The sequence below is a fragment of the Pseudoclavibacter endophyticus genome (assembly GCF_008831085.1).
Taxonomy (GTDB): Bacteria; Actinomycetota; Actinomycetes; order Actinomycetales; family Microbacteriaceae; genus Pseudoclavibacter; species Pseudoclavibacter endophyticus.
The window spans coordinates 600,386-621,182 of sequence record NZ_WBJY01000001.1 but is presented as its reverse complement, the minus strand read 5'-3'; the positions used below and the strand labels follow the sequence as shown (position 1 = coordinate 621,182).

18 protein-coding genes are annotated in these 20,797 nt (G+C 69.7%); 14 read left to right on the top strand and 4 right to left on the bottom strand.

What is annotated here, in order from left to right; translation table 11 throughout:
• The first annotated feature begins 48 nt into the window (after window positions 1-48).
• The 3 genes from F8O04_RS02635 (at window position 49) to F8O04_RS02625 (ending at window position 4,364) form a co-directional block, all read left to right on the top strand.
• Window positions 49-270 carry a hypothetical protein gene (locus F8O04_RS02635; RefSeq protein ID WP_158027786.1) on the top strand — a complete coding sequence of 74 codons (222 nt, stop codon included), beginning with the start codon at window positions 49-51 and terminating at the stop codon, window positions 268-270.
• Between the two features lie 63 nt (window positions 271-333).
• Entirely contained in the window at window positions 334-2,409 is a 2,076-nt protein-coding gene (locus F8O04_RS02630) for a hydantoinase/oxoprolinase family protein (RefSeq protein ID WP_158027785.1), read from the top strand.
• Entirely contained in the window at window positions 2,406-4,364 is a 1,959-nt protein-coding gene (locus F8O04_RS02625) for a hydantoinase B/oxoprolinase family protein (RefSeq protein ID WP_158027784.1), read from the top strand. The genes F8O04_RS02630 and F8O04_RS02625 overlap by 4 nt, the downstream gene beginning before the upstream one ends.
• A 202-nt stretch (window positions 4,365-4,566) precedes the next feature.
• On the opposite strand, the gene F8O04_RS02620 is transcribed toward F8O04_RS02625, so the two are convergent.
• Together F8O04_RS02620 and F8O04_RS02615 are read right to left on the bottom strand one after the other, a co-directional pair.
• On the bottom strand, window positions 4,567-5,292 hold the full coding sequence (locus F8O04_RS02620; RefSeq protein WP_158027783.1) for a GntR family transcriptional regulator: 726 nt from the start codon (window positions 5,290-5,292) through the stop codon (window positions 4,567-4,569).
• Window positions 5,293-5,445: 153 nt separating this feature from the next.
• Complete coding sequence (locus tag F8O04_RS02615) at window positions 5,446-6,708, bottom strand: acyl-CoA dehydrogenase family protein (RefSeq protein ID WP_225734832.1); 1,263 nt, start codon at window positions 6,706-6,708, stop codon at window positions 5,446-5,448.
• A gap of 155 nt (window positions 6,709-6,863) precedes the next feature.
• Between F8O04_RS02615 and F8O04_RS02610 the strand changes: the two genes are divergently transcribed.
• The 7 genes from F8O04_RS02610 (at window position 6,864) to F8O04_RS02580 (ending at window position 13,966) form a co-directional block, all read left to right on the top strand.
• On the top strand, window positions 6,864-7,883 hold the full coding sequence (locus tag F8O04_RS02610) for an ABC transporter substrate-binding protein (RefSeq protein ID WP_158027782.1): 1,020 nt from the start codon (window positions 6,864-6,866) through the stop codon (window positions 7,881-7,883).
• Window positions 7,883-8,722, top strand: a complete 840-nt coding sequence (locus tag F8O04_RS02605; RefSeq protein ID WP_158027781.1) for an ABC transporter permease — start codon at window positions 7,883-7,885, stop codon at window positions 8,720-8,722. Before F8O04_RS02610 ends, F8O04_RS02605 begins: the two co-directional genes overlap by 1 nt.
• Window positions 8,719-9,546, top strand: coding sequence for an ABC transporter permease (locus F8O04_RS02600; protein ID WP_188726311.1), 828 nt, complete (start codon window positions 8,719-8,721; stop codon window positions 9,544-9,546). Before F8O04_RS02605 ends, F8O04_RS02600 begins: the two co-directional genes overlap by 4 nt.
• A gap of 50 nt (window positions 9,547-9,596) precedes the next feature.
• Complete coding sequence (locus tag F8O04_RS02595; RefSeq protein WP_158027779.1) at window positions 9,597-10,388, top strand: ABC transporter ATP-binding protein; 792 nt, start codon at window positions 9,597-9,599, stop codon at window positions 10,386-10,388.
• Window positions 10,388-11,524, top strand: coding sequence for a zinc-binding dehydrogenase (locus F8O04_RS02590; RefSeq protein ID WP_158027778.1), 1,137 nt, complete (start codon window positions 10,388-10,390; stop codon window positions 11,522-11,524). Before F8O04_RS02595 ends, F8O04_RS02590 begins: the two co-directional genes overlap by 1 nt.
• A 148-nt stretch (window positions 11,525-11,672) precedes the next feature.
• Window positions 11,673-13,073 (top strand): aminomethyltransferase family protein, encoded by a 1,401-nt coding sequence (locus tag F8O04_RS02585; RefSeq protein ID WP_158027777.1) that lies wholly within the window; start codon window positions 11,673-11,675, stop codon window positions 13,071-13,073.
• 224 nt (window positions 13,074-13,297) lie between these two features.
• Window positions 13,298-13,966: a GntR family transcriptional regulator gene (locus F8O04_RS02580; protein ID WP_158027776.1), complete on the top strand. Its 669-nt coding sequence runs from the start codon at window positions 13,298-13,300 to the stop codon at window positions 13,964-13,966.
• 302 nt (window positions 13,967-14,268) lie between these two features.
• Here the strand turns inward: F8O04_RS02580 and F8O04_RS02575 are convergent, their stop codons facing one another.
• Together F8O04_RS02575 and F8O04_RS02570 are read right to left on the bottom strand one after the other, a co-directional pair.
• A complete protein-coding gene (locus F8O04_RS02575; protein WP_225734830.1) occupies window positions 14,269-15,375 on the bottom strand; it encodes an alcohol dehydrogenase catalytic domain-containing protein in 1,107 nt (368 codons plus the stop codon).
• Between the two features lie 90 nt (window positions 15,376-15,465).
• Window positions 15,466-15,930, bottom strand: a complete 465-nt coding sequence (locus tag F8O04_RS02570) for a MarR family winged helix-turn-helix transcriptional regulator (RefSeq protein WP_188726312.1) — start codon at window positions 15,928-15,930, stop codon at window positions 15,466-15,468.
• A gap of 138 nt (window positions 15,931-16,068) precedes the next feature.
• Here F8O04_RS02570 and F8O04_RS02565 point away from each other — a divergent pair, with 138 nt between their 5' ends.
• Genes F8O04_RS02565 through F8O04_RS02550 form a run of 4 tightly spaced genes read left to right on the top strand, consistent with a single transcriptional unit; the run spans window position 16,069 to window position 20,692 of the window.
• A complete protein-coding gene (locus F8O04_RS02565; protein ID WP_188726313.1) occupies window positions 16,069-17,316 on the top strand; it encodes an acyl-CoA dehydrogenase family protein in 1,248 nt (415 codons plus the stop codon).
• 37 nt (window positions 17,317-17,353) lie between these two features.
• Window positions 17,354-18,811: an FAD-binding oxidoreductase gene (locus F8O04_RS02560; RefSeq protein ID WP_158027773.1), complete on the top strand. Its 1,458-nt coding sequence runs from the start codon at window positions 17,354-17,356 to the stop codon at window positions 18,809-18,811.
• Window positions 18,808-19,626: an SDR family oxidoreductase gene (locus tag F8O04_RS02555; RefSeq protein ID WP_158027772.1), complete on the top strand. Its 819-nt coding sequence runs from the start codon at window positions 18,808-18,810 to the stop codon at window positions 19,624-19,626. The genes F8O04_RS02560 and F8O04_RS02555 overlap by 4 nt, the downstream gene beginning before the upstream one ends.
• A 55-nt stretch (window positions 19,627-19,681) precedes the next feature.
• Window positions 19,682-20,692: an alpha/beta fold hydrolase gene (locus tag F8O04_RS02550; RefSeq protein WP_158027771.1), complete on the top strand. Its 1,011-nt coding sequence runs from the start codon at window positions 19,682-19,684 to the stop codon at window positions 20,690-20,692.
• The last annotated feature ends 105 nt before the right edge of the window (window positions 20,693-20,797 follow it).

Genomic DNA, 20,797 nt, shown 5'->3' with positions numbered 1-20,797 from the left:
TCGTCGGCCCCGTTCAAGGGACGAACGCCGTTCAAGGAGGAACGACCCGTGCACACCTTTCCCCGCCCCACCGCTGAGCGCCTCACGGTCACGCGCGACCCCGTCGAGGCGACCTGTGACGCCTGCGCGTCGACGAGCATCCGCGCCTATCGCGTGCTGAGCGAAGGTGGCTGGTGGTACGTGGTGAAGTGTCAGGACTGTCTGCACTCCCTGCGCCGCACGCCCTCCCCCGCGCTCGGCTCGTACGTGCCGCTCGGCACGACCGTCTGACACGACCCGGCGGCACCCTGCGTGCCGTCCCCGGCCCGCTGCGCGAGGCAGAAAGGAACACGCATGTTCGGAGTCGATGTCGGTGGCACCTTCACCGACGTGGTGTCGATCGAGAACGGCCGGATCCGGGTCACGAAGGTGCCCTCCGACCGCCATGACCCGTCGGGGTCGGTCGTCGAGGGTGCCCGACGCCTCGGCGTGCGCGACGCCCCGACCTTCAACCACGCGAGCACCATGGGGCTCAACGCCGTGCTCGAACGGCGCCTCCCCAAGATCGGGTTTCTCGCGACCGACGGGTTCCGAGACATCCTCGACCGCGGCACGGTGCAGCGCCCCCTCGCCGCGCAGACCGACCCGTCATGGCGCCGCTCGTTCGGCGACATGGGACGGCCCCTCGTGCCGCGCTATCTCCGCCGCGGCATCGTCGAGCGCATGCGCAGTGACGGCTCAGCCTTCATCGAGCTCGACGAGCGGCAGGCCAGGCACGAGCTCGAGGTGCTCGCTCGCTGCGGCGTGGAAGGTGTCGCGATCTGCCTCATCAACGCCTACATCAACCCGTCACACGAGGAGCGGCTGGCCGAGCTGACCCGCGAGGTGCTCGGGCCGGAGGTGCGCGTCTCGATCTCCTCCATGACCTCGCCGCTCGCCAAGGAGTACGAGCGCGCCTCGACGACGGTCATCGACGTCATCATGAAGCTGCTGTTCGACGACTACTCGTCGTCGCTCCACGACGGGCTCACGGGCCTCGGCTTCGGGGGCGAGCTGCGCTACGCCGACTGCGCCGCCAATCTACTGCCGTGGCGCGAGGCCCTCGCGCGCCCCTACCGCATCCTGTTCGCCGGCCCGGCCGCCGGCACGGTCTCGAGTCAGCACCTCGGCGCCGCGATCGGCCGTGCCGACCTCATCTGCGCCGACGTCGGCGGCACCTCGACCGACGTCTCGATGATCGTGGGCGGCAGACCGTTCGTGCAGAACACGTTCGAGATCGAGCACGACCTCGTCATCAACGCCCTCTCGACCGAGGTGTCGAGCGTCGGCGCCGGTGGCGGCAGCCTCGTGTCGGTGTCGGCGGGCGGCGGCATCGCCGTCGGCCCAGGCAGCGCGGGTGCCGACCCGGGGCCGGCCTGCTACGCCCGCGGCGGCACCCGGCCGACCGTGACCGACGCCGTACTGCTCATGGGCGTCATCGACCCGGCCGGGTTCGCCGGCGGCGAGTTCACCCTCGACCGCGGGGCGGCGGTCCGCGCCTTCGAGTCGCTCGACACGCCGCTGCCGGTCGACGAACGCATTCGCAGCACCTACCGCCTCGCGGTGTCGCACATGGCCGAGGAGATCCTCAACGTCGCGGTGCGGCACGGCGCCGACGTGCGCGACTTCTCGCTCATGGCCTACGGGGCGGCCGGCGGGATGCTCCTCCCGGCCGCGCTCGACGTGCTTCCACTCCGAGAGGTCATCGTGCCCCCGCACCCCGGGCTGTTCTCGGCGCTCGGCCTCGTGTCGGCCGATGAGGTGTACAGCGCGAGCGAGAGCGCCTACGTCGTGCTGGGCGAATCGAGCGCGGCCGAGATCGACGAGGTTTTCGCGCGCATGGAGCAGCGGCTTCGCGAGCAGATCGGCGAGGCCGCAAGCGTCGACGGCGTCACCGTGCGGCGAACGCTCGACGGGCGGCTCGTCGGCCAGGGCTGGGAGACCCCGTTCGTGCCCGTGCCGGATGGCACCATCAGCCCCGAGTCGATCGGTGCCCTCGTGACGGCGTTCCATGACGTGTACGAGGCCCGCAACGCACAGCGGTTCGAGCAGATCCCCGTCGAGGGAGTCACCTACCGGGTCGAGATCATCGTGCCGGCCGAGAAGGTCGCGTACGAGCCAGTCCCGGACCCGGCCCCCTACACGCCGGTGCCCTCGGGCACCGTTCGGCTCGAGCACGTGGCGACCGCCGCATCCCGTCCGGGTCGTGACGCCGGCGGCGACGGCGCGATCGACGCCGAGTGGTTCGCGCGCTCGGAACTGCGCCCGGGTGCCCGCATCACCGGACCGGCCGTGATCCGCGAAGACCTCTCGACCACGTACGTCGTCGCCGGCCAGCGCGCCGTCATCGGCGGCTGCGGAGAGATCATCATCACGAAGGACGACGCATGACCGCCACCGACCCGCGGCTCGCGCCCGCGCGCATCCGCGATCTCGACGAAGACGAGTTCCTGGGGCGCTACCACTGCGACCGGTACACCGCCACGGTGCTCGCCAACCGCTTCGACTACCTCGTCGAGCACATGAGCGTCCGCCTGCTCGAAGGGGCGTTCTCGCCCATCCTGCGCGACGTCTTCGACTTCGGGTCCACCATCTCCGGGCCATCGTCGCTCGACTTCTGCGTCCCCGCGGCATCCAACGGCATCGTGCTCATGGCGGGCACGACGATCGACGCCGTGCCGAATATGGTGCGGGAGTTCGGCGAGGCGCGGCTGCGGCCCGGCGACGTGCTCATCGCCAACGACCCGTACCGCACGGGCAACCACAACAACGACCTCGTGTTCGTTCGCCCCGTGTTCCGCGACGATGCGATCGCCGCCTACGTCACTCTCAACGCGCATCAACTCGACATGGGCGGCACCGTTCCCGGCGGCTTTAGCGCGACCAAGGCCAACGTCTACGAGAACGGGCTCGTGCTCTCGCCACGCCTGCTCATGAGCGAGGGCGAACCCGTTCCCGAGTCGTGGAACGTCATCTTCGACAACGTCCGCATGGCCGAGGTGCTCAAGCCCGACATGCTCACGATCTGCGCAGGGCTCGAGCTCGGTGAGCGCCTCGTGCACGAGTCGGTCGACCGCTACGGGCTCGCGGCGTTCCACGGGGCGATGCGCTACGTCTGCGACGTGTCGGCCGAGCAGATCGCGCTGGGGCTCGAGCAGTTGCCCGACGGCACGTGGGAGGCCGAGCTCGGTATTGACGTCGACGGGGTGGACGCCTCGGAGGAGTACCCCGTCCACGTCACGATCACGAAGCGCGGCCCCCGCATCGAGGTCGATTTCTCGGGCACGCACCGGCAGGCGCGCACCGCCGTCAACGCAACCGCGTGGGATGTGAAAACCGCCGTCGGCGTCGCACTCAAGTACAACCTCGACCCCCGCGGCCGCTTCAATTCGGGGCTCTTTCGCCACATCGATCTGCTGATCCCCGAGGGCAGCGTCGTGCACGCGCTGCCGCCGGACGGGGCCGTGTTCCTGTACTTCGAGCAGAGTCAGGTCGTGCTCGCGACCGTGCTGCAAGCTCTCGAGGGCCCGCTCGGCGAGGGGGCGATCGCAGGTGACCGCGCGGGCACGAACCTGCACACCGCCTTCGGCGTGCGCGACGGCCTGCCGTGGGTCTCGGCGATGCAGTGCGGCGGCGAGGTCGGGCCGTTCGGGGCGAACCGCCACGGCGACGCCGACTCGCAGGCGATGTCGTACCTCGCGAACGGTGTGGTCCCCGCCGTGGAGTCGATCGAGCGTGAGGTGCCGGTGATCATGCTGCGCCACGAGCCGGTGCCGGACACGGCGGGGCCGGGCGTCTTCCGCGGCGGCAATGCGGTGCTGCGCGACACGCTCTGGCTCGACGCGGCCGGGCACTCGCTCATCGAGCTCCGGCGCCGGGGCGAGACGGGCTTCGGCGTGAACGGCGGCGGAAGCGGCGTCAACGGCGGCGTGTGGATCTACCCGCCGGGCACCGACGGGGCGCCGCGCGATCCCGGCCGGGGACCCGGCTCGTTCGGGCACGCCGAGCCATGGGCCGGCGTCATCGACCCCGAGACGAACGCCCCGACGCCCGACGGCGAGTACCACTACCCGTTCGCGAGCGGCACGAACTCGGCGCCGCAGTCGGTGCTGCGGTACATCACCAACGGCGCCGGAGGCTGGGGCAACCCGCTCGAGCGGGACCCGCAGCTCGTGCGCCGCGACGTGCGCGACGAGTACGTCACCATCGAGGGCGCGGCGCGGTTCTACGGCGTCGTCGTCACGGGCGACGCGCGCGAGTACCCGGAAGACGTGGCCGTCGACGAGGCGGCGACCGCCGCGCTGCGGGAGCGGATCCGGGCGGAGCGGGCGCAGGCGGGCGGCTGAGCAAGCGACGGGCGGCATGCCCGCGACGCACCCGCCGCGCACCGGACGAACGATTGATGAAGCACGACGGGGTCGAGATTCGTCATTCCTGTCGAACACCCATGACTCCCGGCAGGCACGGACGTCGAGGCGCTGGCACCGCCACGGCGCACAGGACACTGATCTCGGACACACCCGCCGGGGGCACCCCGCGCGCGGCTACTCAGCGGGCCACGGTGAGGGGGGCGCTCGTCTTGGGCTTCAGATGGTCCAGGGCAGTGTGCGCAGCGGCGCGGATGTGCGCTGACGTGAGGTTGGCGGCCGATGCCGCGTCGCGACGGCGCACCGCCCCGACGATGGCCCGGAGCTCGCCGACCGTCGCGTGCGAACGACCAGCCGCGGAGAGGCTTCTGGCCCGCAGCACGTGCACGCGCAGCTGCAGGCGAGCAACGAGTTCCTTGAAGACGCTGCTGCCCGCCCCTTCGAGCAGCACCTCGTAGAACTCGTCCTTCGACGCGAGCACACCGACGACACCGTCGCCGGCATCGACACTCGCCGCGAACGTCTCGACCGCGGCCTCGAGCCGCGCCACCTGCTCGTCATCCGCCTTCTCGACGAACCGCGCGACGATCAGCGACTCGAGGGAGGCGCGCACCTCGTAGAGATCGCGCGCCTCGTCATACGTCGGCGACGCCACGACAGCGCCGCGCTGCGGCACGACGTCGACGAGCCCTTGCGTCGCGAGTTCGCGCAGCGCTTCGCGGACTGTCGTGCGCGAGACGCCGAGCGACTCGACGAGCTCGCGCTCGACCAGCCGCTGCCCCGCGCGCAGGCGGTTCTCGATGATCGCCTGGGTGAGCACGTCGATCACCTGTTCCCGGAGCGGTGCCGAGACGCGTGCCAGCGACGTCGAGTCGAGGGTGATCGTGGCTGCCCGAGGAGTGCTCATGAGCTGATAGTAGGCGGCGGACGACCCTTTGTCGTACAACTACCGCCATGTGACGGAAGGTCGCAGCGCACGGAGGCCTGGCCCTATTTTGCGCGCTTGACGCTTCCTCGGAAAGAGAAGTTGCGGGCCCGACGGCCCGCACGGCAGGTCCGTCTACATCGTGAGGGGCTGCCCGAGGGCAACCCGTGCTTGCGAGGCGAAGAGCATGTCGTACTGCGACCCGATGTGCGTGCGGTACATCGCGCAGTCTCGGTAGTACTTGCCGAGCCGAGCGCCGGCCTTCCCGGCCGACGACGTGCCAGCGGTGCTGAACGCGATGCTGACGGCCTGCTCAGCGAGTTTGCCGGCCTGGAGGACCTGCCCGCGCAGCCGCGCGTCATCCTCGACCGTCACCTCGGGTCCGCCCGCAGCCCATGCGGCGTATCGCTGCTCGAGGGATCGCACGCTCGCGAGGTGCAGTTCGGTCGCCGCCTCGGCCGCGGACATGATCTGCCCGTACCACATCTGGTACTCGGGGGATTCGACGCGCGGTACGCGGGGCGGGAAGCTCGAGTTGCGCTCAAGCAGCCGCTCGTACTCGTCGAGCGCCGCGAGCGCGGCGCCGGTCTGCGTGACCACGAGTCCCGCAATGAAGAACGTGAGCGTACGACCCAGATACATGGGGTTGCCATGCAGCCGGTATCCGGGCGTGCCGTCGGTGCCCCACTCGTAGTCCTTGAAGTTGTAGACGACGGCGTTGTACTCGGGCACGAACGCGTCGTGAATCTCGATCGAGTTCGAGCTCGACGCGCTCATGCCGATGGTCGCGTCTCCGCCCCAGTCGTCCTGGATCTCGAAGTCGGATCGCGGCACGATGAACATCAGTTCGGTGCGCGTGCCGTCCTCGTCGATGAAGGTGCCGGTCGGCATGAAGTGGGTCGACCACGTGCATCCAGATGCGTAGTCCCATCGCCCGCTCACACGCCAGCCGCCCTCGACCCGCTCGACCTCCGATTTGAGGGCGAACGTCCGCGAGGCCGAAACGAATGGTGCAGACCGGAACGCTTCCTCCTGCGCCCGCTCCGGGAAGAACGACGAGAACTGATACGCGTGGCTCGCACCGAGTTCGAACGACCACCCGACCCCCGGGTCGGCCCTGGCAATCTCGGTCACGACGCGGAAGAACGTCTCGAGGCCGAGTTCGAGACCTCCGTAGCGCTTTGGCCGCAGAATGTCATACAGGCGCAGCTTGGCGAAGGCCTCGTGGATTTCCTGCGAATACGTGCCGAGCGCAGTGTGGTGCTCCTGCAACTCGCGGAGTCGAGGACGGAGCGACCGCGCGCGGGCGATCATCTCTTCCGCGGTCGGTTCGGCCTCCGGCGATCCGGGGACGCCGTTGTCGCCCGTCTGGACCAGGTTCGGCGCTGAGGTGGTCATGGGGGACTCCCGTCGTCGGTGACGTTGCTCTACGAATTGTGTCTAGTACATATACGCACCTGTGGTCAAGCACTGGTCTGACAGCGGGCTATTGACACCCGACCCCCATGATGTCCTACTGTCATACAAGTTAGCGCTCAACGAGGAGGCTCATCATGCGAACGACAGTTCTCCAGGCGGCATCGTCCCGTGCCGCGTCGACGGCACTCGCGGCGGCCGGTGTGGCGCTGCTCACGCTCACCGGTTGCGGCAGCGGCGGCGGCACGACCGCCGACCTCGAGGCCGGCGACCCGCACGCGCCCGAGGTCACGGAGGTCTCGGTCGCCGGAATCATGGGGCCCGGGCCCGCCGCCGCGTGGGCGGCGCAGGAGAGCGGCATCGCAGCCGAGTACGGGCTCACGATCGAGCCCATGTGGGTCGACAGCAGCGCCATCTCGACGACCGCGGTCGTCTCGGGCGAGGCCGCGGCGTCGATCGCCTCGTACTTCGGCGTCATCGATGCCATCAATCAGAATCTGCCGCTCTCGATCGTTGCCGAGGCCTACGCGTCGAGCCCGGACGCGGCGATGCTGATCGCGCTGCCCGACTCCGGCATCGAATCGGTCGCCGACCTGCCGGGCAAGACCGTCAACGTGCTGTCGCTCAACAGCAGTCACGCGGTCAAGATCAAGGACCAGCTGATGGAGCTCGGCCTCGACCCCGAGTCGGTCAACTTCGTCGAGTTGCCGTACGGCGAGGTACCGGCCGCGCTCGAACAGGGCACCGTTGACGCCTCGAGCGCGGTTGGTACCGCCCTGCAGACCTCGGTCGACGAGCTCGGCGCCCACGTCGTGTTCGACTACGGCGACGAGCCGTACCTGGGCATGGCCGAATCGGGCTTCATCATGTCGAACGACTTCATCTCGCAGAACCCCAACACGACGGCCGCGCTGCAGTGCGCGCTCAGCCGAGCCACGCAGGAGCTCATCGACAACCGCGATCTCTACGAACAGTTCCTCTCGGAGGTGCTCGGCATGGGCCCCGAGGCGATCGCCGCGGACGTGCCGGTCGATTACGAGCCCACCCTTCGACTCGATGAGCTCCAGCGCAACGCCGACCTGTACTACGAGACGGGCTACCTCGACAGCGAGATGGATCTGACGCAGTACGCGCTCCCGATTCCCGACGACTGCTGATGGTCGAAGTCACGACGACCACCAAGGCCGCGGCGCTCGCGGCGACACGGGCATCGGCGCCCAGGCGAAAGACCCGCAGGCTCCTCCGGGGGCTCGTCGGTGTGCTCGGCCTCGCGGCGGTGATCGAGATCGTCTCGCGCCTCGGCATCGTCAACCCGGCGTTCCTGCCGCCGTTCTCCGAAGTGGTCGTCAACGCCGTCGGCCTGCTCGCGCGGCCCGCGTTCCTGATGCACGTGGGCGCCACGGTCGGCACCTACGCGCTCGGCCTCGCGATCGCCATCGTCATCGCGGTGCCGATCGGCACGATCTTCGGGCTCTCGCAGCCCGTCTATCGCTCATCGCGCACGCTGGTCGAGCTCATGCGCCCGGTGCCGCCGGTCGCGCTCATCCCCCTCGTCGTGCTCGCGGTCGGTTCCGGCATCGAGATGAAGCTCATCGTCGTGGTCTTCGCCGCCGTCTGGCCGATCCTGTTCAACACCATGTATGGCGTGCATGACGTCGATCCCGTCGCGAAGCACATGGCGCGATCGTTCGGACTCACGCGCGGGGCGGTGATCCGCCGCGTCGTGATCCCGAGCTCGGCACCGTTCATCGTCACCGGCATCCGCGTCGCCTCGTCGATCGCACTCATCGTCGTCGTCACGGTGGAACTCGTTGCCGGCGGCGCCGACGGCATCGGCGCGTTCATCTCGCGCGCACGAGCCGCGGGCGACGCGGTCCTCGACGTCTACGCGGGCACGCTCATGGCTGGCGTCATCGGGCTGCTCATCAACCTCGGCATCGGCTGGGCCGAGCGCCGCTACTTCGGATGGGCCGACCGTCAGGAGGCGGCAGCATGACCCAGTTGGAGACGCGGTCGCCCGCCACCGAGGCGCCGGGCGACCGCACGCGCCGCACCCTCGCATCCGTCGGCTACGTCGTCGTCCCGCTCGTGGTCGTCGTCGCGTTGTGGCAGGTGGCCACAATGGTGTTCCAGTCGACGTTCTTCCCCACACCGCTCGCGATCCTGCAGCGGCTCGGCACCCTGCTGACGTCGACGGGCCCGGCCAGCCCCGTCACGAGCGACCTGCTCCCGAGCGTCACCCGTATGCTGCTCGGCTTCGCCCTCGGCTCGCTCTGGGGCGTCGTCGTCGGCGTCTGGCTCGGCCTCAGCCGCGCGACGCGCGAGGTCGTCACCCCGGTCGTCGAGTTTCTGCGCTCGATCCCGGCAACGGCCGTCCTGCCGCTGTTCATCGTGCTGTTCGGCGGCGGTGACGACATGCGCGTGCTGTTCATCGCCTACGGATGCTCGTGGTTCGTGCTCATCAACACCGCATCAGGCGTCGCGAGCATCCACAAGACCACGCTCGACATGGGCCAGGTCTTCCGCGTCGCCCGATGGCGGCAGGTGCTCGGCATCGTGCTCCCGGCATCCATGCCGACGATCTTCGCCGGCCTGCGCATCGCGAGCACGGCCGCGCTGCTGCTCGCGATCGTGTCGGAGTTCATGGTCGCGACCAACGGCATCGGTTACCAGCTCATCCAAGCGCAGGGCCGCTTTCTGCTGCTGGACATGTGGGTATGGATGCTCGTGCTGGCGATCCTGGGACTCCTCATGAACGCGGCCCTCGAGGGCATCGAGGGGCGCGTGCTCCGCTGGCACCGACTGTCGCGTGAACGATGACGCACACGCGAACGCCCATGTCCGATCACGACGCCGCGAAAGGCACCACCATGACGACCACGACGACGGCCTTGCTCGAAGTCGAGCACGTCACGCACATCTACGGCCAGGGCGACACCGCGCACCGGGCGATCAGCGATCTTAATTTCTCGCTTGGCGAGCGCGAGCTCGGATCGATCGTCGGCCCCTCCGGCGCCGGCAAGACCACGCTCCTGCGCATCCTCTCCGGTCTCATGAAGCCCACGGAGGGCACCGTTCGCATCGGGGGCGCGGACGTCGACGGCGTGCCTGAGGGCATGGCGATGGTGTTCCAGGACTACGGTCGCTCGCTGTTGCCGTGGCTCACGGTCGAGCGCAACGTCGCGTTCCCCCTCAAGGGCGTCGTGAAGGAGCGCACCGAGCGCGATCGGCTCGTCGCAGAGTCGCTTGAGGCGGTCGGGCTCGCGACGGCGTCGACGCGCCACCCGTGGCAGTTGTCGGGAGGCATGCAGCAGCGCGTCGCCATCGCGCGCGCACTCGCCTCGCGCCCGCGCCTGCTCCTGATGGACGAGCCCTTCGCATCGCTCGACGCACAAACGCGCGCCGGCCTAGAAGACCTCGTGCTGCGCATCCGCGAGCAGTTCGGCATCACGGTGCTCGTCGTGACGCACGACATCGACGAGGCCGTGTACCTCGCCGACCGCGTGCTCGTGCTCTCGAAATCACCGGCGCATCTGCTCGATGACGTCCGCGTCACGCTGCCCGAGCCGCGCGATCAGATCTCGAGCCGGGAGCACGACGACTTCATCCACGTCCGCAGCCAGGTCGCCCACCTCATCCGGGGCGAGAACGGCGGCGCCTGATGCCGGTGCGCGCGATCGCGGCAGTGCTGGACGGCTTCGCGGCGCCGTTCGCCCACCTTCCGCTCACGTTCGACGACCCCGGCCCCGGCGAGGTGCTCGTGCGCGTCGCCGCTGCCCCGTTCTGCTCGACCGACTGGATGGGATGGCGAGCGATGCGCGGCAAGCGCCCGCCGGTCGTGCTCGGGCACACGCTCGTCGGCACGGTCGAACGCGCCGGCGATGGCGTCGATGCCGCTGCCGGCAAGCGCGTGCTCGTCGCGGGAACGCCCCAGTGCGACGACTGCTTCTACTGCGGCATCGGGCGGCCCGATCAGTGCTCGATCCTTCTCGACAGCGGCGACCCCACCGTCGCGCGCCTCGACGACGGGCGCGAGGTTCGCGCCGCGGGCGGAGTCGGCGCGTACGCGACCCACGCGCTGGTCTCGGCGTCGCAGGTGCACGCGCTCCCGGACGGTCTGCCGTTCGAGACGGCGGCACTGACCGGCTGCGGTGTGTCGACCGCGTACGGCGCCGTCGAGTACATCGCCGAGGTGCGGCCGGGCCAGTCCGTCGCCGTGTTCGGCCTCGGCCACCTCGGGCTCTTCGCGGTGCAGGCCGCGGCAAGCGCTGGCGCGGCGCGAGTCATCGGCATCGACGTGCACCCCGGCCGCCGCGCACGCGCGCTGACGATGGGGGCATCCCACGTCATCGACGCCGGTGACGACAACGCCGTCGAGGTGGTTCGCGATCTCACCGGGGGACGCGGGGCCGATGCCGTGATCGAGGCGGCGGGGCCCGAGTACGTGGCCAGGCAGGCCGTCGAGGCGGCCCGGCGGGCCGGCACGATCGTGCTCACGGGGGTGGCGCACTCGGCGCATGCCGTGCTGACGCTCCCCCAGCTCGCCATGACGGTCCACGGCAAGCGCGTGCTCGGCTGCCAGAACGGCCAGCTCACGCCGCGCCGCGACCTGCCGCGCTGGCTCGGGATGCTCGAACGCGGCGAGATCGACACCCAAGGCATCGTTTCGCACGCGTACTCGCTCGACGAGCTCGACCTCGCCGCGCGACGCTCGCTCGCGCTCGACGACATCACCGGGCTGGTCGTGCCCGAGGGGCCGGCCGGCGCCGCCGAGCTGTTGTCTGACAATACAGCGTGATCGCGGGGTGCCGGCGCGGACCGCGCCTAGCCTCGACCCGATCGACGTGCGTCGCGCCGCGCGACCGCACACACGGCGTCCGCGCCGTTCACCCGTCCGCCCCGGCGCGAACGCCAGCTCGCCGGGCCTCTCGAAGGAGCCGTCACCGATGACGCACACCACCCCCTCCACGCCCGCGGACCTGGGAGCCGCGGCCGGCTCGGTCGCCGATGTCATCGCGGCCGCCGGCAACCCGGTGACCGCACTGCGCGGCGCGCCGTTCCCGGCCATGTCGTTCCTGCAGTGGGAGCAGACGAACTGGCAGCACGAGCAGTATCTCTGGCGCGAGACGGCCGCATTCCTCGATCAGTCACACCACATGGTCGACCTGTTCGTGGAAGGGCCCGACGCGCTTCGGCTCTTCAGCGAACTCGGGGTCAACTCGTTTGCGAACTTCGGGCCGGGCAAGGCCAAGCAGTTCGTGGCGGCGGCGCCCGATGGCCACCTGATCGGCGATGCGATCCTCTTCCACCTCGAGAACGGCACCTTCGACCTCGTGGGCCTGCCCACCTGCCTCGCGTGGGTGCTCTACAACATCGAGACCGGTGACTACGACGTCACGCACACGTGGGACGACAACTCGTGGGTGCGCCGGGGGTCACCCCGCCTGTACCGCTACGAGGTGCAGGGGCCTGCGGCCGACGACATCGTCCGCTGCGCGATCGACGGCGAGCTGCCTGCGCTGCGGTTCTTCCAGATGGGCAGCGTCAGCATCGCCGGCCGTCGCGTCGGCACCCTCAAACACGGCATGGCGGGGGCGGCCGGCTTCGAGTTCTGGGGCCCATGGGCAGATGCCGAAGCCGTGCGCGACGCCCTCACCGAGGCCGGGGAGCCGTTCGGCATGGGGCGGGTCGGCTACCGGGCTTACACGACGCTCACGCTCGAGTCGGCGTGGATATCGCTCCCCGTGCCGGCCGTGTACGACCTGCCAGCGCTGCAGGGCTACCGCGAGTGGCTGCCGGCGGGGCACCTCGGCTCGCTCGCCGGGAGCTTCGAGTCGGACTCGATCAGCGACTACTACGTCACGCCGTACGACATCGGGTACGGCAAGGTCGTGCGGTTCGACCACGACTTTGTGGGTCGGGATGCGCTGGAGCGGATTGCCGAGCGCCCGGGACTGCGGAAGGTTACGTTCGCGTGGAACGGCGACGACGTCGCCGACATCTACCGCTCGCAGTTCACCGACGACGGTCGCCTGCCGGCGCGGTTCGTCGACGTGCCCAAGTCGCGCGCGGCCCGCTTCACCTACGACACCGTGACCGGCCCGGACGGGGCGCCGGCCGGGTTCTCGCTCGACACAGGCTTCCTCGGACCCGATCGCAGGGTGCTGTCGATCGGAATGGTCGACGAGGCGCACGCCGGCACCGGCACCCAGGTCACCATCACGTGGGGCGAGCCCGAGGGGTCGACGCGCCCGCACCTGCCGGCGCACCGGCAGACGACGGTTCGCGCGACGGTGCTACCAGCGCCGTACAGCGACTACGCGCGCACGCAGTACCGCGCCGTGTAGTCGCTCGCCGCGGCGTGCGCCCCCCACCCCCGAGGAGCCGACGCGACATCCCGCTCTTCGAGGAGCCGACGAATGAGGCGTCACGATGGGCGGCACCCGACACGCGACAGGCGACAGGCGACAGGCGACAGGCGACAGGCGACAGGCGACAGGCGACAGGCGACAGGCGACAGGCGACAGGCGACAATGGCATCCATCCCGACTCGACGCCGAGGAGGTCGGTCATGACCGACGCAGCCCGGCCCACGTTGTTCGTGAGCTTCACGGCGCAGCTTCGCATCGATCTCGAGGCGGGCAGGTTCCAGCCCGGCGAGCGTCTCGGCGAGAACTCGCTGGCCGATCAGTACGCCGTCTCGCGGCCGACCGTGCGCGCCACACTGCAGGAGCTGGCTCGGCTCGGGCTCGTGACCCGGTCGTCCGGCCGAGGGGCGACGGTCACGGCGATCGACCTCGACGAGGTCAAGATGCTGCTCACGCTGCGCTCACAGCTCGAGCCCATGCTCGTGCGCCGGTTCACCGAGCTCTCGACGAATGCGCAGATGGAGGCGTTCGCGGATGCCGTCGGCGCGTTCGAGCACACGATCGTGCACGCCGACAACCTCGCTGCGACGCGCCGGCACCTCGACGACTTCTACCGCGTGCTGCACGAGGGCGCCGGCAGCTGGGCGCTCGCGAGCGCCGTCGAGGTGCAGCACGCGATGCTCGCCATGTACCGGAGCCGCGACCTCGCCCCCGGGTTCCAGGCCGAGCGGTACCGAGTCGCCGCCCAGACGCACCGGCTCATCATGCCGATCATGCGGCAGCGCGACGGCCGCGCCGCGCACATCGTGTGCGCGCGGCACATGCACGAGGACGCGTCGGCCGTGCTTCGCGAGCTGCTCGCGCAGGAATAGGCACTGACCGCACACCCCCGAAGAACTGCCGTGCCGCGTTCCGGCGGAGTGGTGGGAGCACCTGTCGGGGTCTCACGTCGACCGAGCAGAAGTCGTGCGCGTCCCGACACGCCCGGTTGTCGTCGCAGCACTCGCCTGGTGGTCGATTGTGCCCGGATTGGCGTGCCAATCCGGGCACAACTGCCCACCCGCGGGCCGCCGGAGGGCGCCCGGGCGTGTCGCGGGCGCCAGCGCCCACCCGCGGAACGGGGAGACACGGATGCCGCAGCGGACCGGGCCCGGGGAACCGCCCGCCGCGCAACTCAGTGGGGAAACGCGATGATGCCGCAGATGTCGTCGTGCGAGGCGGCGGCGTCACGCGCCGCATCGATTTCGTCGACCGCGTACGTGCGCGTCATGATGCCCTCGGGCGTCAGCTTGCCGCGCTCAAGCAGACGCGTGAACCGCTCGAGGTCGCGGAACATGCGCACGTTGCCGTTCTGCGCCGAGCGGACCTGGCGACTCTGGAGCGTGAGGAACGTCTGCGGAAGCGTGACCTCGGAGTCGCCGCGCTCGAAACCCGTCACGACGATGCGGCCGCCGCGGCGCGAGGACAACAGGGCGTCGCGCTGCCCGCTCACCGAGTTCGTGGCCTCGAGCGCGACATCGACGCCGCGTCCATCGGTCAGCCGGCGCAGTACCTCAGTGTGGTCTTCGGCCGCCGGGTCGATGACCACGTCGGCACCGAGACGTTCCGCGGCGACCCGACGCGTGGCATCCGGCTCCACGACCGCGACGAACGCGGCGTCGCGCAGGCGAGCCCCCTGCAGCATCCACAGCCCCAGCTGACCCGCGCCGAAGATGGCGACGCTCTCGCCAGCCTGGAGTTGCGCGACGTTCACGACCGCGCCGACGCCGGTCGTGATGCCGCAGCCGAGCATCGACAGCACCTCGGACGGCAGGTCGGACTCGATGGGGAACGTCTGATTCTGTGACACATTCATGAGCTCGGCGTATCCACCCACGTTCCCGGCGCACGAGATCGGCGCACCGTCCTCGCCCTTGGCGATGTCGGGGTACACCCCGTTCAGGTCGAACAGCTCGCCGCACTGCCACGGCTCGCCGATCGCGCAGTAGTAGCAGGTGCCGCACTCGGGCGTTCCTGGCACGACCGCGCGCTGTCCGACGCGGACGCGCGTGACGCTCGGCCCGACCTCGACGACCTCGCCGATCGAAGCGTGGCCGAGGATTGTCGGGGGAATCTTCGCGAGGGCGCCCGACCAGTTGTGCACGTCGGTCACGCAGAACGGGCTCGCGTGCGTGCGCACGATGACGCGCCCGGGGGCCGGGTCGAACATTTCGACCGCTTCGATCGAGAAGGGCACGCCGGTCTCGCGCAGCACGGCGGCGGTCATCGTTCGCTCGGTCATGAGGCCTCCTTGCCGTCATTTTGTCTGTCAATCAGACGAAACCGATCGTACGGGCGCCCGTGAACGCCGTCAATCGGCGACGGGATGCCGTCAGTCCGCACGAAAGGCCGCGCGCCATTTCGCGAGCCCGTCGGACATCTCACCGAGCACCTTCGCGGCGACCGCAAGCTCCTCGTCACTCGCGGTCGATGCCTCGGCGAGCACGCCCGACCAGACGCCGCGGAACCCGTCGAGATTGTGATGGGCTTCCATCGTTGGGTACACCCGCACCTCCCGCCCATCACCGGGCTCGACGCGCTTCTCGACGAGCCCGCCCTCGACCAGGTTGGCGATACGGGTACTGGTGTTGCTGCGCTGCTGGCCGATGCTCCTGGCGATCTGCGTGACCGACGAACCCGGCTCAAGCAGCACCGCGCGCAGCACATCGGCCTCGGCCGGCGTCACGTGGGTCAGACCGGTGTGCGGCAGCGTCACCTCGCGCTGCAGCCTCGGAAACACGGAGATGATGTGCTCACCCAACGCACCCAGCAGCTCGTCTCGCGTCGAGTCCGTCACCCGCGTCACCTCCGACCTGGGGCCCGACGGGCCCGCACCAAGGGATTGTCAGACTACCGCTTGCCCTCGCGGGCCTGAAGGTGTTTATATGGCCTATACGTGAATCGTATGACACCTTCCGCCGACGCAAGGATCTCTATGAACGCGACGACCACCGTCGTGGCCGCTCCGGATCAGGCGCAGCTCGACGTCGAGCAGCAGCTGATCCAGGCAGCCCGCGACCTCCACGACGAGATCGTGGCACAAGCCCCAAGCATCGAAACGCGCACCTTCTATACGGAAGAACTCCACGCGAAGTTCGACGAGGCGGGGTTCTACCGCATGCTCATTCCGAGAGCGCACGGCGGCCTCGAGGTCTCACCCGCGACCTTCTACCGGGTCGTGGTCGAGCTCGCCCGGGCCGACATGTCCACGGCGTGGTGCTTCTGCCTCTCGGCGAACCACGCCCTCATGTTCGCCAACTGGTTCCCCGCCGAGATCCACGCCGAGGTTTACAACGGCGGCGACTTCCGGGCCGCGTCCATGTACGCGCCGACCGTGACGGCGACGCCGGTCGAGGGCGGCTGGCGCCTCGACGGCACCGTCAACTACTGCTCCGGCATCCCATACTCGACGTACTTCATCGGGCAGTGCATCCTGCCCGGCGAGCGACCGACGGGCGATCCCCGGGTCGGCGTCTACGTGGCGCCCCGCGACCTGTTCACCCGCCTCGACGACTGGGGCAACACACTCGGACTCAACGGCTCGGGCTCGCACAGCATCCGTTTCGACAGCGCCGTGCTGCCCGACCGATTCTTGGTCGAAGACGCCGACCTCGTCGAGTACGCGTTCGACGGCGACAGCCCCGGATCGGCGGCCTACGGCAATCCCATGTACTCGGGCCGCCACATGTCGTCGTTCGCCTTCGGCATCGCCGCCATCATGGTCGGGGCCGGCTACGGCGCGCTCGACGAATACGAGCGACTCATGCGCGAGCGCAAGACCACGCTGCCGCCGTTCGTCCTGCGCCTCGAGGACCCCGACTTCCAGCGCTGGTACGGCAGCGCACTCGTCAAACTCGAGGTCGCCAAGGGCGCGTTCTTCTCGGCGGTCGACCAATGGCTCGAGGCCACGCGCAAGAACGTTTCGGGCGAGGCCCCGTTCACGCCCGCCTACGACAACCTCCTCGGCGGCATCGGCCGCGAGGTGATCGTGCAGGTGTGGGAGGCCTTCGATCGTGAGCTGTACCGAACCGTGGGCTCCTCGGCCTCGAAGAAGGGCCAGCGGTTCGAGCAGATCTTTCGCGATCTCGCGCAGGGAATCGGCCACCGCAACCCGCAGCTCAAGGAGCCCTCGTACCGCATGATCGCGATGGGCGCCCTCGGCATCCCGCTCGGCCCCGCCTGACCGCGGCACGCGGACGGGCACGAGAGGAAACGCGTCGATGACGACCACCATGACTCCCCCGAGCGCCGAAGCCATCGCGGCGCTCGCCGAAACCGTGCACGGCGTCGTGTGCGCGCGCGACCACGCCGAGTACGCGACCGAGGTCGCCGGGTACAACAGCGCGGGCACGTACGCCCCCGAAATCGTCGTCGGCGCGGCCGACGAGCACGACGTGCAGGCGGCCGTGCGCTTCGCGGCCGAGCACGGCCTCACCGTGACGGTGCAGGCAACGGGGCACGGCAACTACGCGCCGGTGCGGGACGGACTGCTCATCACGACGACGCGCATGCAATCGATCGAGCTCGACCCGGATGCCCGCAGCGTCACCGTGGGTGCCGGCGTGCAGTGGCAGGCGATCACGCCCTACCTCGAGCCGCACGGGTTCGTCGCCGTGAGCGGCTCGAGCCCATCGGTCAGCGCGGTCGGGCTCGCCCTCGGCGGCGGCCTCGGCCCGCTCAGCCGAACGCTCGGCTGCACCGTCGACTACGTCGAGGCGTTCCGTCTCGTCGACGCGACCGGAGAGGTTCGCGTGGTCGACCACGCCACAGACGAGGAGCTCTTCTGGGCCCTCCGCGGCGGCAAAGTCGGTTTCGGTGTCGTGACCGAGATGCGGTTGCGCCTCGTCCACCTGCCGGTCCTCTACGCGGGCAGCCTGTACTGGGACGGCGAGTTCATCGAGCCCGTCTATCGCGCCTGGGTCGACTGGACGCGCTCGGTGCCCGATGCGGTCAATTCGTCGGTCAACATCATCCGTTTTCCCGACGCCGACGGCCCCCCGCCCGCGCTGCGTGGCCGCACGGTCATCCATCTGCGCTACGCCTACGCATCACCCGGGGCGACCGACGACTCGATCGAGGCAGAGGGCGAAGCTCACCTCGCCACCTTCCGCGCGATCGGCACGCCGCTCCTCGACACGATCGGCCGCCTTCCCGGCACTGAGACGAGCGGCATTCACTCGGACCCGCCCGGTCAACTTGACGTGTGGGAGCACGGGCTCTTCCTCGATGAGATCGACCAGGACTACGTCACGGCCCTGCTCGATGTGGTCGGCAACGGTAGGGATGCTCCCTTCATCGCCGTAGAGACGCGCCACTTCGGCGGTGCCGTGGCGACGAAGCACGACGAGTCGGCGATGGGCGGACGCGACGCCCGCTACTCGCTCTTTCTCATCGGCGCCCCCGTGCGCGAACTCTTCGCCGAGGTGCTGCCGGGCCTGGCCGCGCGCATCGTCGGGGCGATCGACCAATACCGCCACCACTACACCAACTACCACTGGTCGGGGCACCCCACCGGCGAGGCGTTCCGGCGCCTGTGGACGGCGAAGCAGCACGAGCGTCTCGACCGCGTCCGCGCCGCAATTGACCCTGGCGGCATGTTCGCGTTCGCGCAGACCCCGCCACCGGACCAGCCGCTCAACACCCTCACCGACGCAGCCGATGGAGCGCGAGCCTCATGACCGACATCAATGGCAAGATCGCGATCGTCACGGGCGGCGCATCCGGCATCGGCCGTGGCATCGCCGAACAACTCATCGCCGAGGGCGCGAGCGTCGTCATCGCCGACATCGAGCAAGCCGCGCTCGACGCGACCGCGGCCGAGATCGGCGCGACTGGCGTGCGGGTCGACGTGCGCGAGATCGCCGACATCGAGCGGCTGCGCGACGAGACGTTGGACCGCCACGGGCGCGTCGATATCGTCGTGAACAACGCCGGTGTCGGCCCGATCTCGCGGATACGCGACCTGACGCTCAACGACTGGCGCTGGATGATCGAGGTGAACCTCTTCGGCGTCATCAACGGCGTGCACACCTTCCTGCCTGTGCTCGAGGCCAACGCCGACGGGGGTCACATCGTCAACACGTCGTCGATGGCGTCGCTCGGCACGACGTCGGGCGTTGGGCCGTACACGGCCGCGAAGAGCGGGGTGACCGGCCTCAGCGAGGTGCTCGACCTCGAGCTCCGCGAGGACGATTCGAAGGTGCGTGTGACGGTTGTGATCCCCGGCACCGTGCGCACCAACATCGGAACGAGCCAACGCAACCGCGAGGGCGGCGAGCAGGGCGGCCTGCACGATGTCGACATTGCCGACGACATCGCCGCCGGCATGCGCTGGATGACGCCGATCGAGGTGGGCAGGGTGGTCACCCACTCGATCCGCACGAACGACCTGTACGCCGTCACGCACCCCGACTGGTGGTACATCGTCGAGGAACACCAGCGCGCGATCCGCGCTGCCTTCGACCGCTCCCCGGTCGAGGTGCCGACGGCCTGACCGCCGCACAGGCCACCTCACCGCCAACGACGACGGAACGCCCCAAGGAGCATCCATGACGGCCTACCAACTCCCCGATGCCCTCGGCGCGCGGGAACCCCGCACGACGCGCAGCGGCTTCTTCTGGATCAATGACGACCTCGTCACAACCGAGCACGGCCGCAACTACCGGGCCCCGCTCTATGTCGAGTGGGAGGCGCCCGTCGTGGTCACGAGGCCGCTGCCGCTCGTGCTGGTGCACGGCGGCGGCGGACAGATCACCGACTGGCGGGGAACGCCCGACGGCCGCGACGGCTGGATGCAGCGGTTCGTCGACGCGGGCTACGCGGTCTTCGCGGTCGACCGTCCGGCGCACGGGCGCTCGTGGAACCATCCGGACGTTGTCGGCGCCCCGGGGGCGCCGTTCACGGTCGAGGCCGCGAAGGGCCTGTTCACGCCCGGCATCGAAGGGCACACGCAGGCCGTGTGGGGCACCGAACCGGGTGACGCCGGTTTCGACCAGCTCGCGGCCGGCATGGGCTTCCTGCCGCACGACCTTGCTGAATCGCACCGCCTCGACCAGGTGCGCCTCGCAGCGCTGCTGGACCGAATCGGGCCCGCGGTGCTCGTCACGCACTCGGCAGGCGGGCCGGCCGGCTGGCTCGCCCTCGACGCCCGCCCCGACCTGGTGCGCGCCGTCGTCGCGATCGAGCCCATGGGGCCGCAGTTCTCGAAGCTCTTCGAGGGCGGCGACCTGGTCTGGGGCCTCACCGCGTCGCCCCTCGCCTATGACCCGCCCGTCGCCGATCCCGCGACGCTCGAGGCGACCATCGCCGATCACCGCCTGCCATCGCACGCGGGCAAGCCGGTGGTCGTGGTCGTCGGCGAGGCCTCGCCTTTCGCCGCCTTCGAGGGGGTCGTGGTCGAGCATCTGCAGGGCCTCGGCGCCGACGCAAGACTCATGAACCTCGGCGACCACGGCGTGCACGGCAACGGCCACGCCCCCATGCTCGAGCGCAACTCGGACGACGCCATCGAACCCATCCTCGCGTGGATCGACTCGACGGCAAACGCCGGCGCCGAATGAACCAATTGCAGCATCCCGACCGAAGCATCCCGACCGGGTACACGACCGGCCCGCGGCTCCCCAGCCGTACCGTCCCTCCCCACCCAACGAAGACGGACAGCGACG

Coding starts and splice junctions, on each gene's coding strand:
- F8O04_RS02630 (WP_158027785.1), top strand. CDS start 334: ATGTTCGGAGTCGATGTCGGTGGCACCTTCACCGACGTGGTGTCGATC.
- F8O04_RS02625 (WP_158027784.1), top strand. CDS start 2,406: ATGACCGCCACCGACCCGCGGCTCGCGCCCGCGCGCATCCGCGATCTC.
- F8O04_RS02620 (WP_158027783.1), bottom strand. CDS start 5,292: ATGAGCACTCCTCGGGCAGCCACGATCACCCTCGACTCGACGTCGCTG.
- F8O04_RS02615 (WP_225734832.1), bottom strand. CDS start 6,708: ATGACCACCTCAGCGCCGAACCTGGTCCAGACGGGCGACAACGGCGTC.
- F8O04_RS02610 (WP_158027782.1), top strand. CDS start 6,864: ATGCGAACGACAGTTCTCCAGGCGGCATCGTCCCGTGCCGCGTCGACG.
- F8O04_RS02605 (WP_158027781.1), top strand. CDS start 7,883: ATGGTCGAAGTCACGACGACCACCAAGGCCGCGGCGCTCGCGGCGACA.
- F8O04_RS02600 (WP_188726311.1), top strand. CDS start 8,719: ATGACCCAGTTGGAGACGCGGTCGCCCGCCACCGAGGCGCCGGGCGAC.
- F8O04_RS02595 (WP_158027779.1), top strand. CDS start 9,597: ATGACGACCACGACGACGGCCTTGCTCGAAGTCGAGCACGTCACGCAC.
- F8O04_RS02590 (WP_158027778.1), top strand. CDS start 10,388: ATGCCGGTGCGCGCGATCGCGGCAGTGCTGGACGGCTTCGCGGCGCCG.
- F8O04_RS02585 (WP_158027777.1), top strand. CDS start 11,673: ATGACGCACACCACCCCCTCCACGCCCGCGGACCTGGGAGCCGCGGCC.
- F8O04_RS02580 (WP_158027776.1), top strand. CDS start 13,298: ATGACCGACGCAGCCCGGCCCACGTTGTTCGTGAGCTTCACGGCGCAG.
- F8O04_RS02575 (WP_225734830.1), bottom strand. CDS start 15,375: ATGACCGAGCGAACGATGACCGCCGCCGTGCTGCGCGAGACCGGCGTG.
- F8O04_RS02565 (WP_188726313.1), top strand. CDS start 16,069: ATGAACGCGACGACCACCGTCGTGGCCGCTCCGGATCAGGCGCAGCTC.
- F8O04_RS02560 (WP_158027773.1), top strand. CDS start 17,354: ATGACGACCACCATGACTCCCCCGAGCGCCGAAGCCATCGCGGCGCTC.
- F8O04_RS02555 (WP_158027772.1), top strand. CDS start 18,808: ATGACCGACATCAATGGCAAGATCGCGATCGTCACGGGCGGCGCATCC.
- F8O04_RS02550 (WP_158027771.1), top strand. CDS start 19,682: ATGACGGCCTACCAACTCCCCGATGCCCTCGGCGCGCGGGAACCCCGC.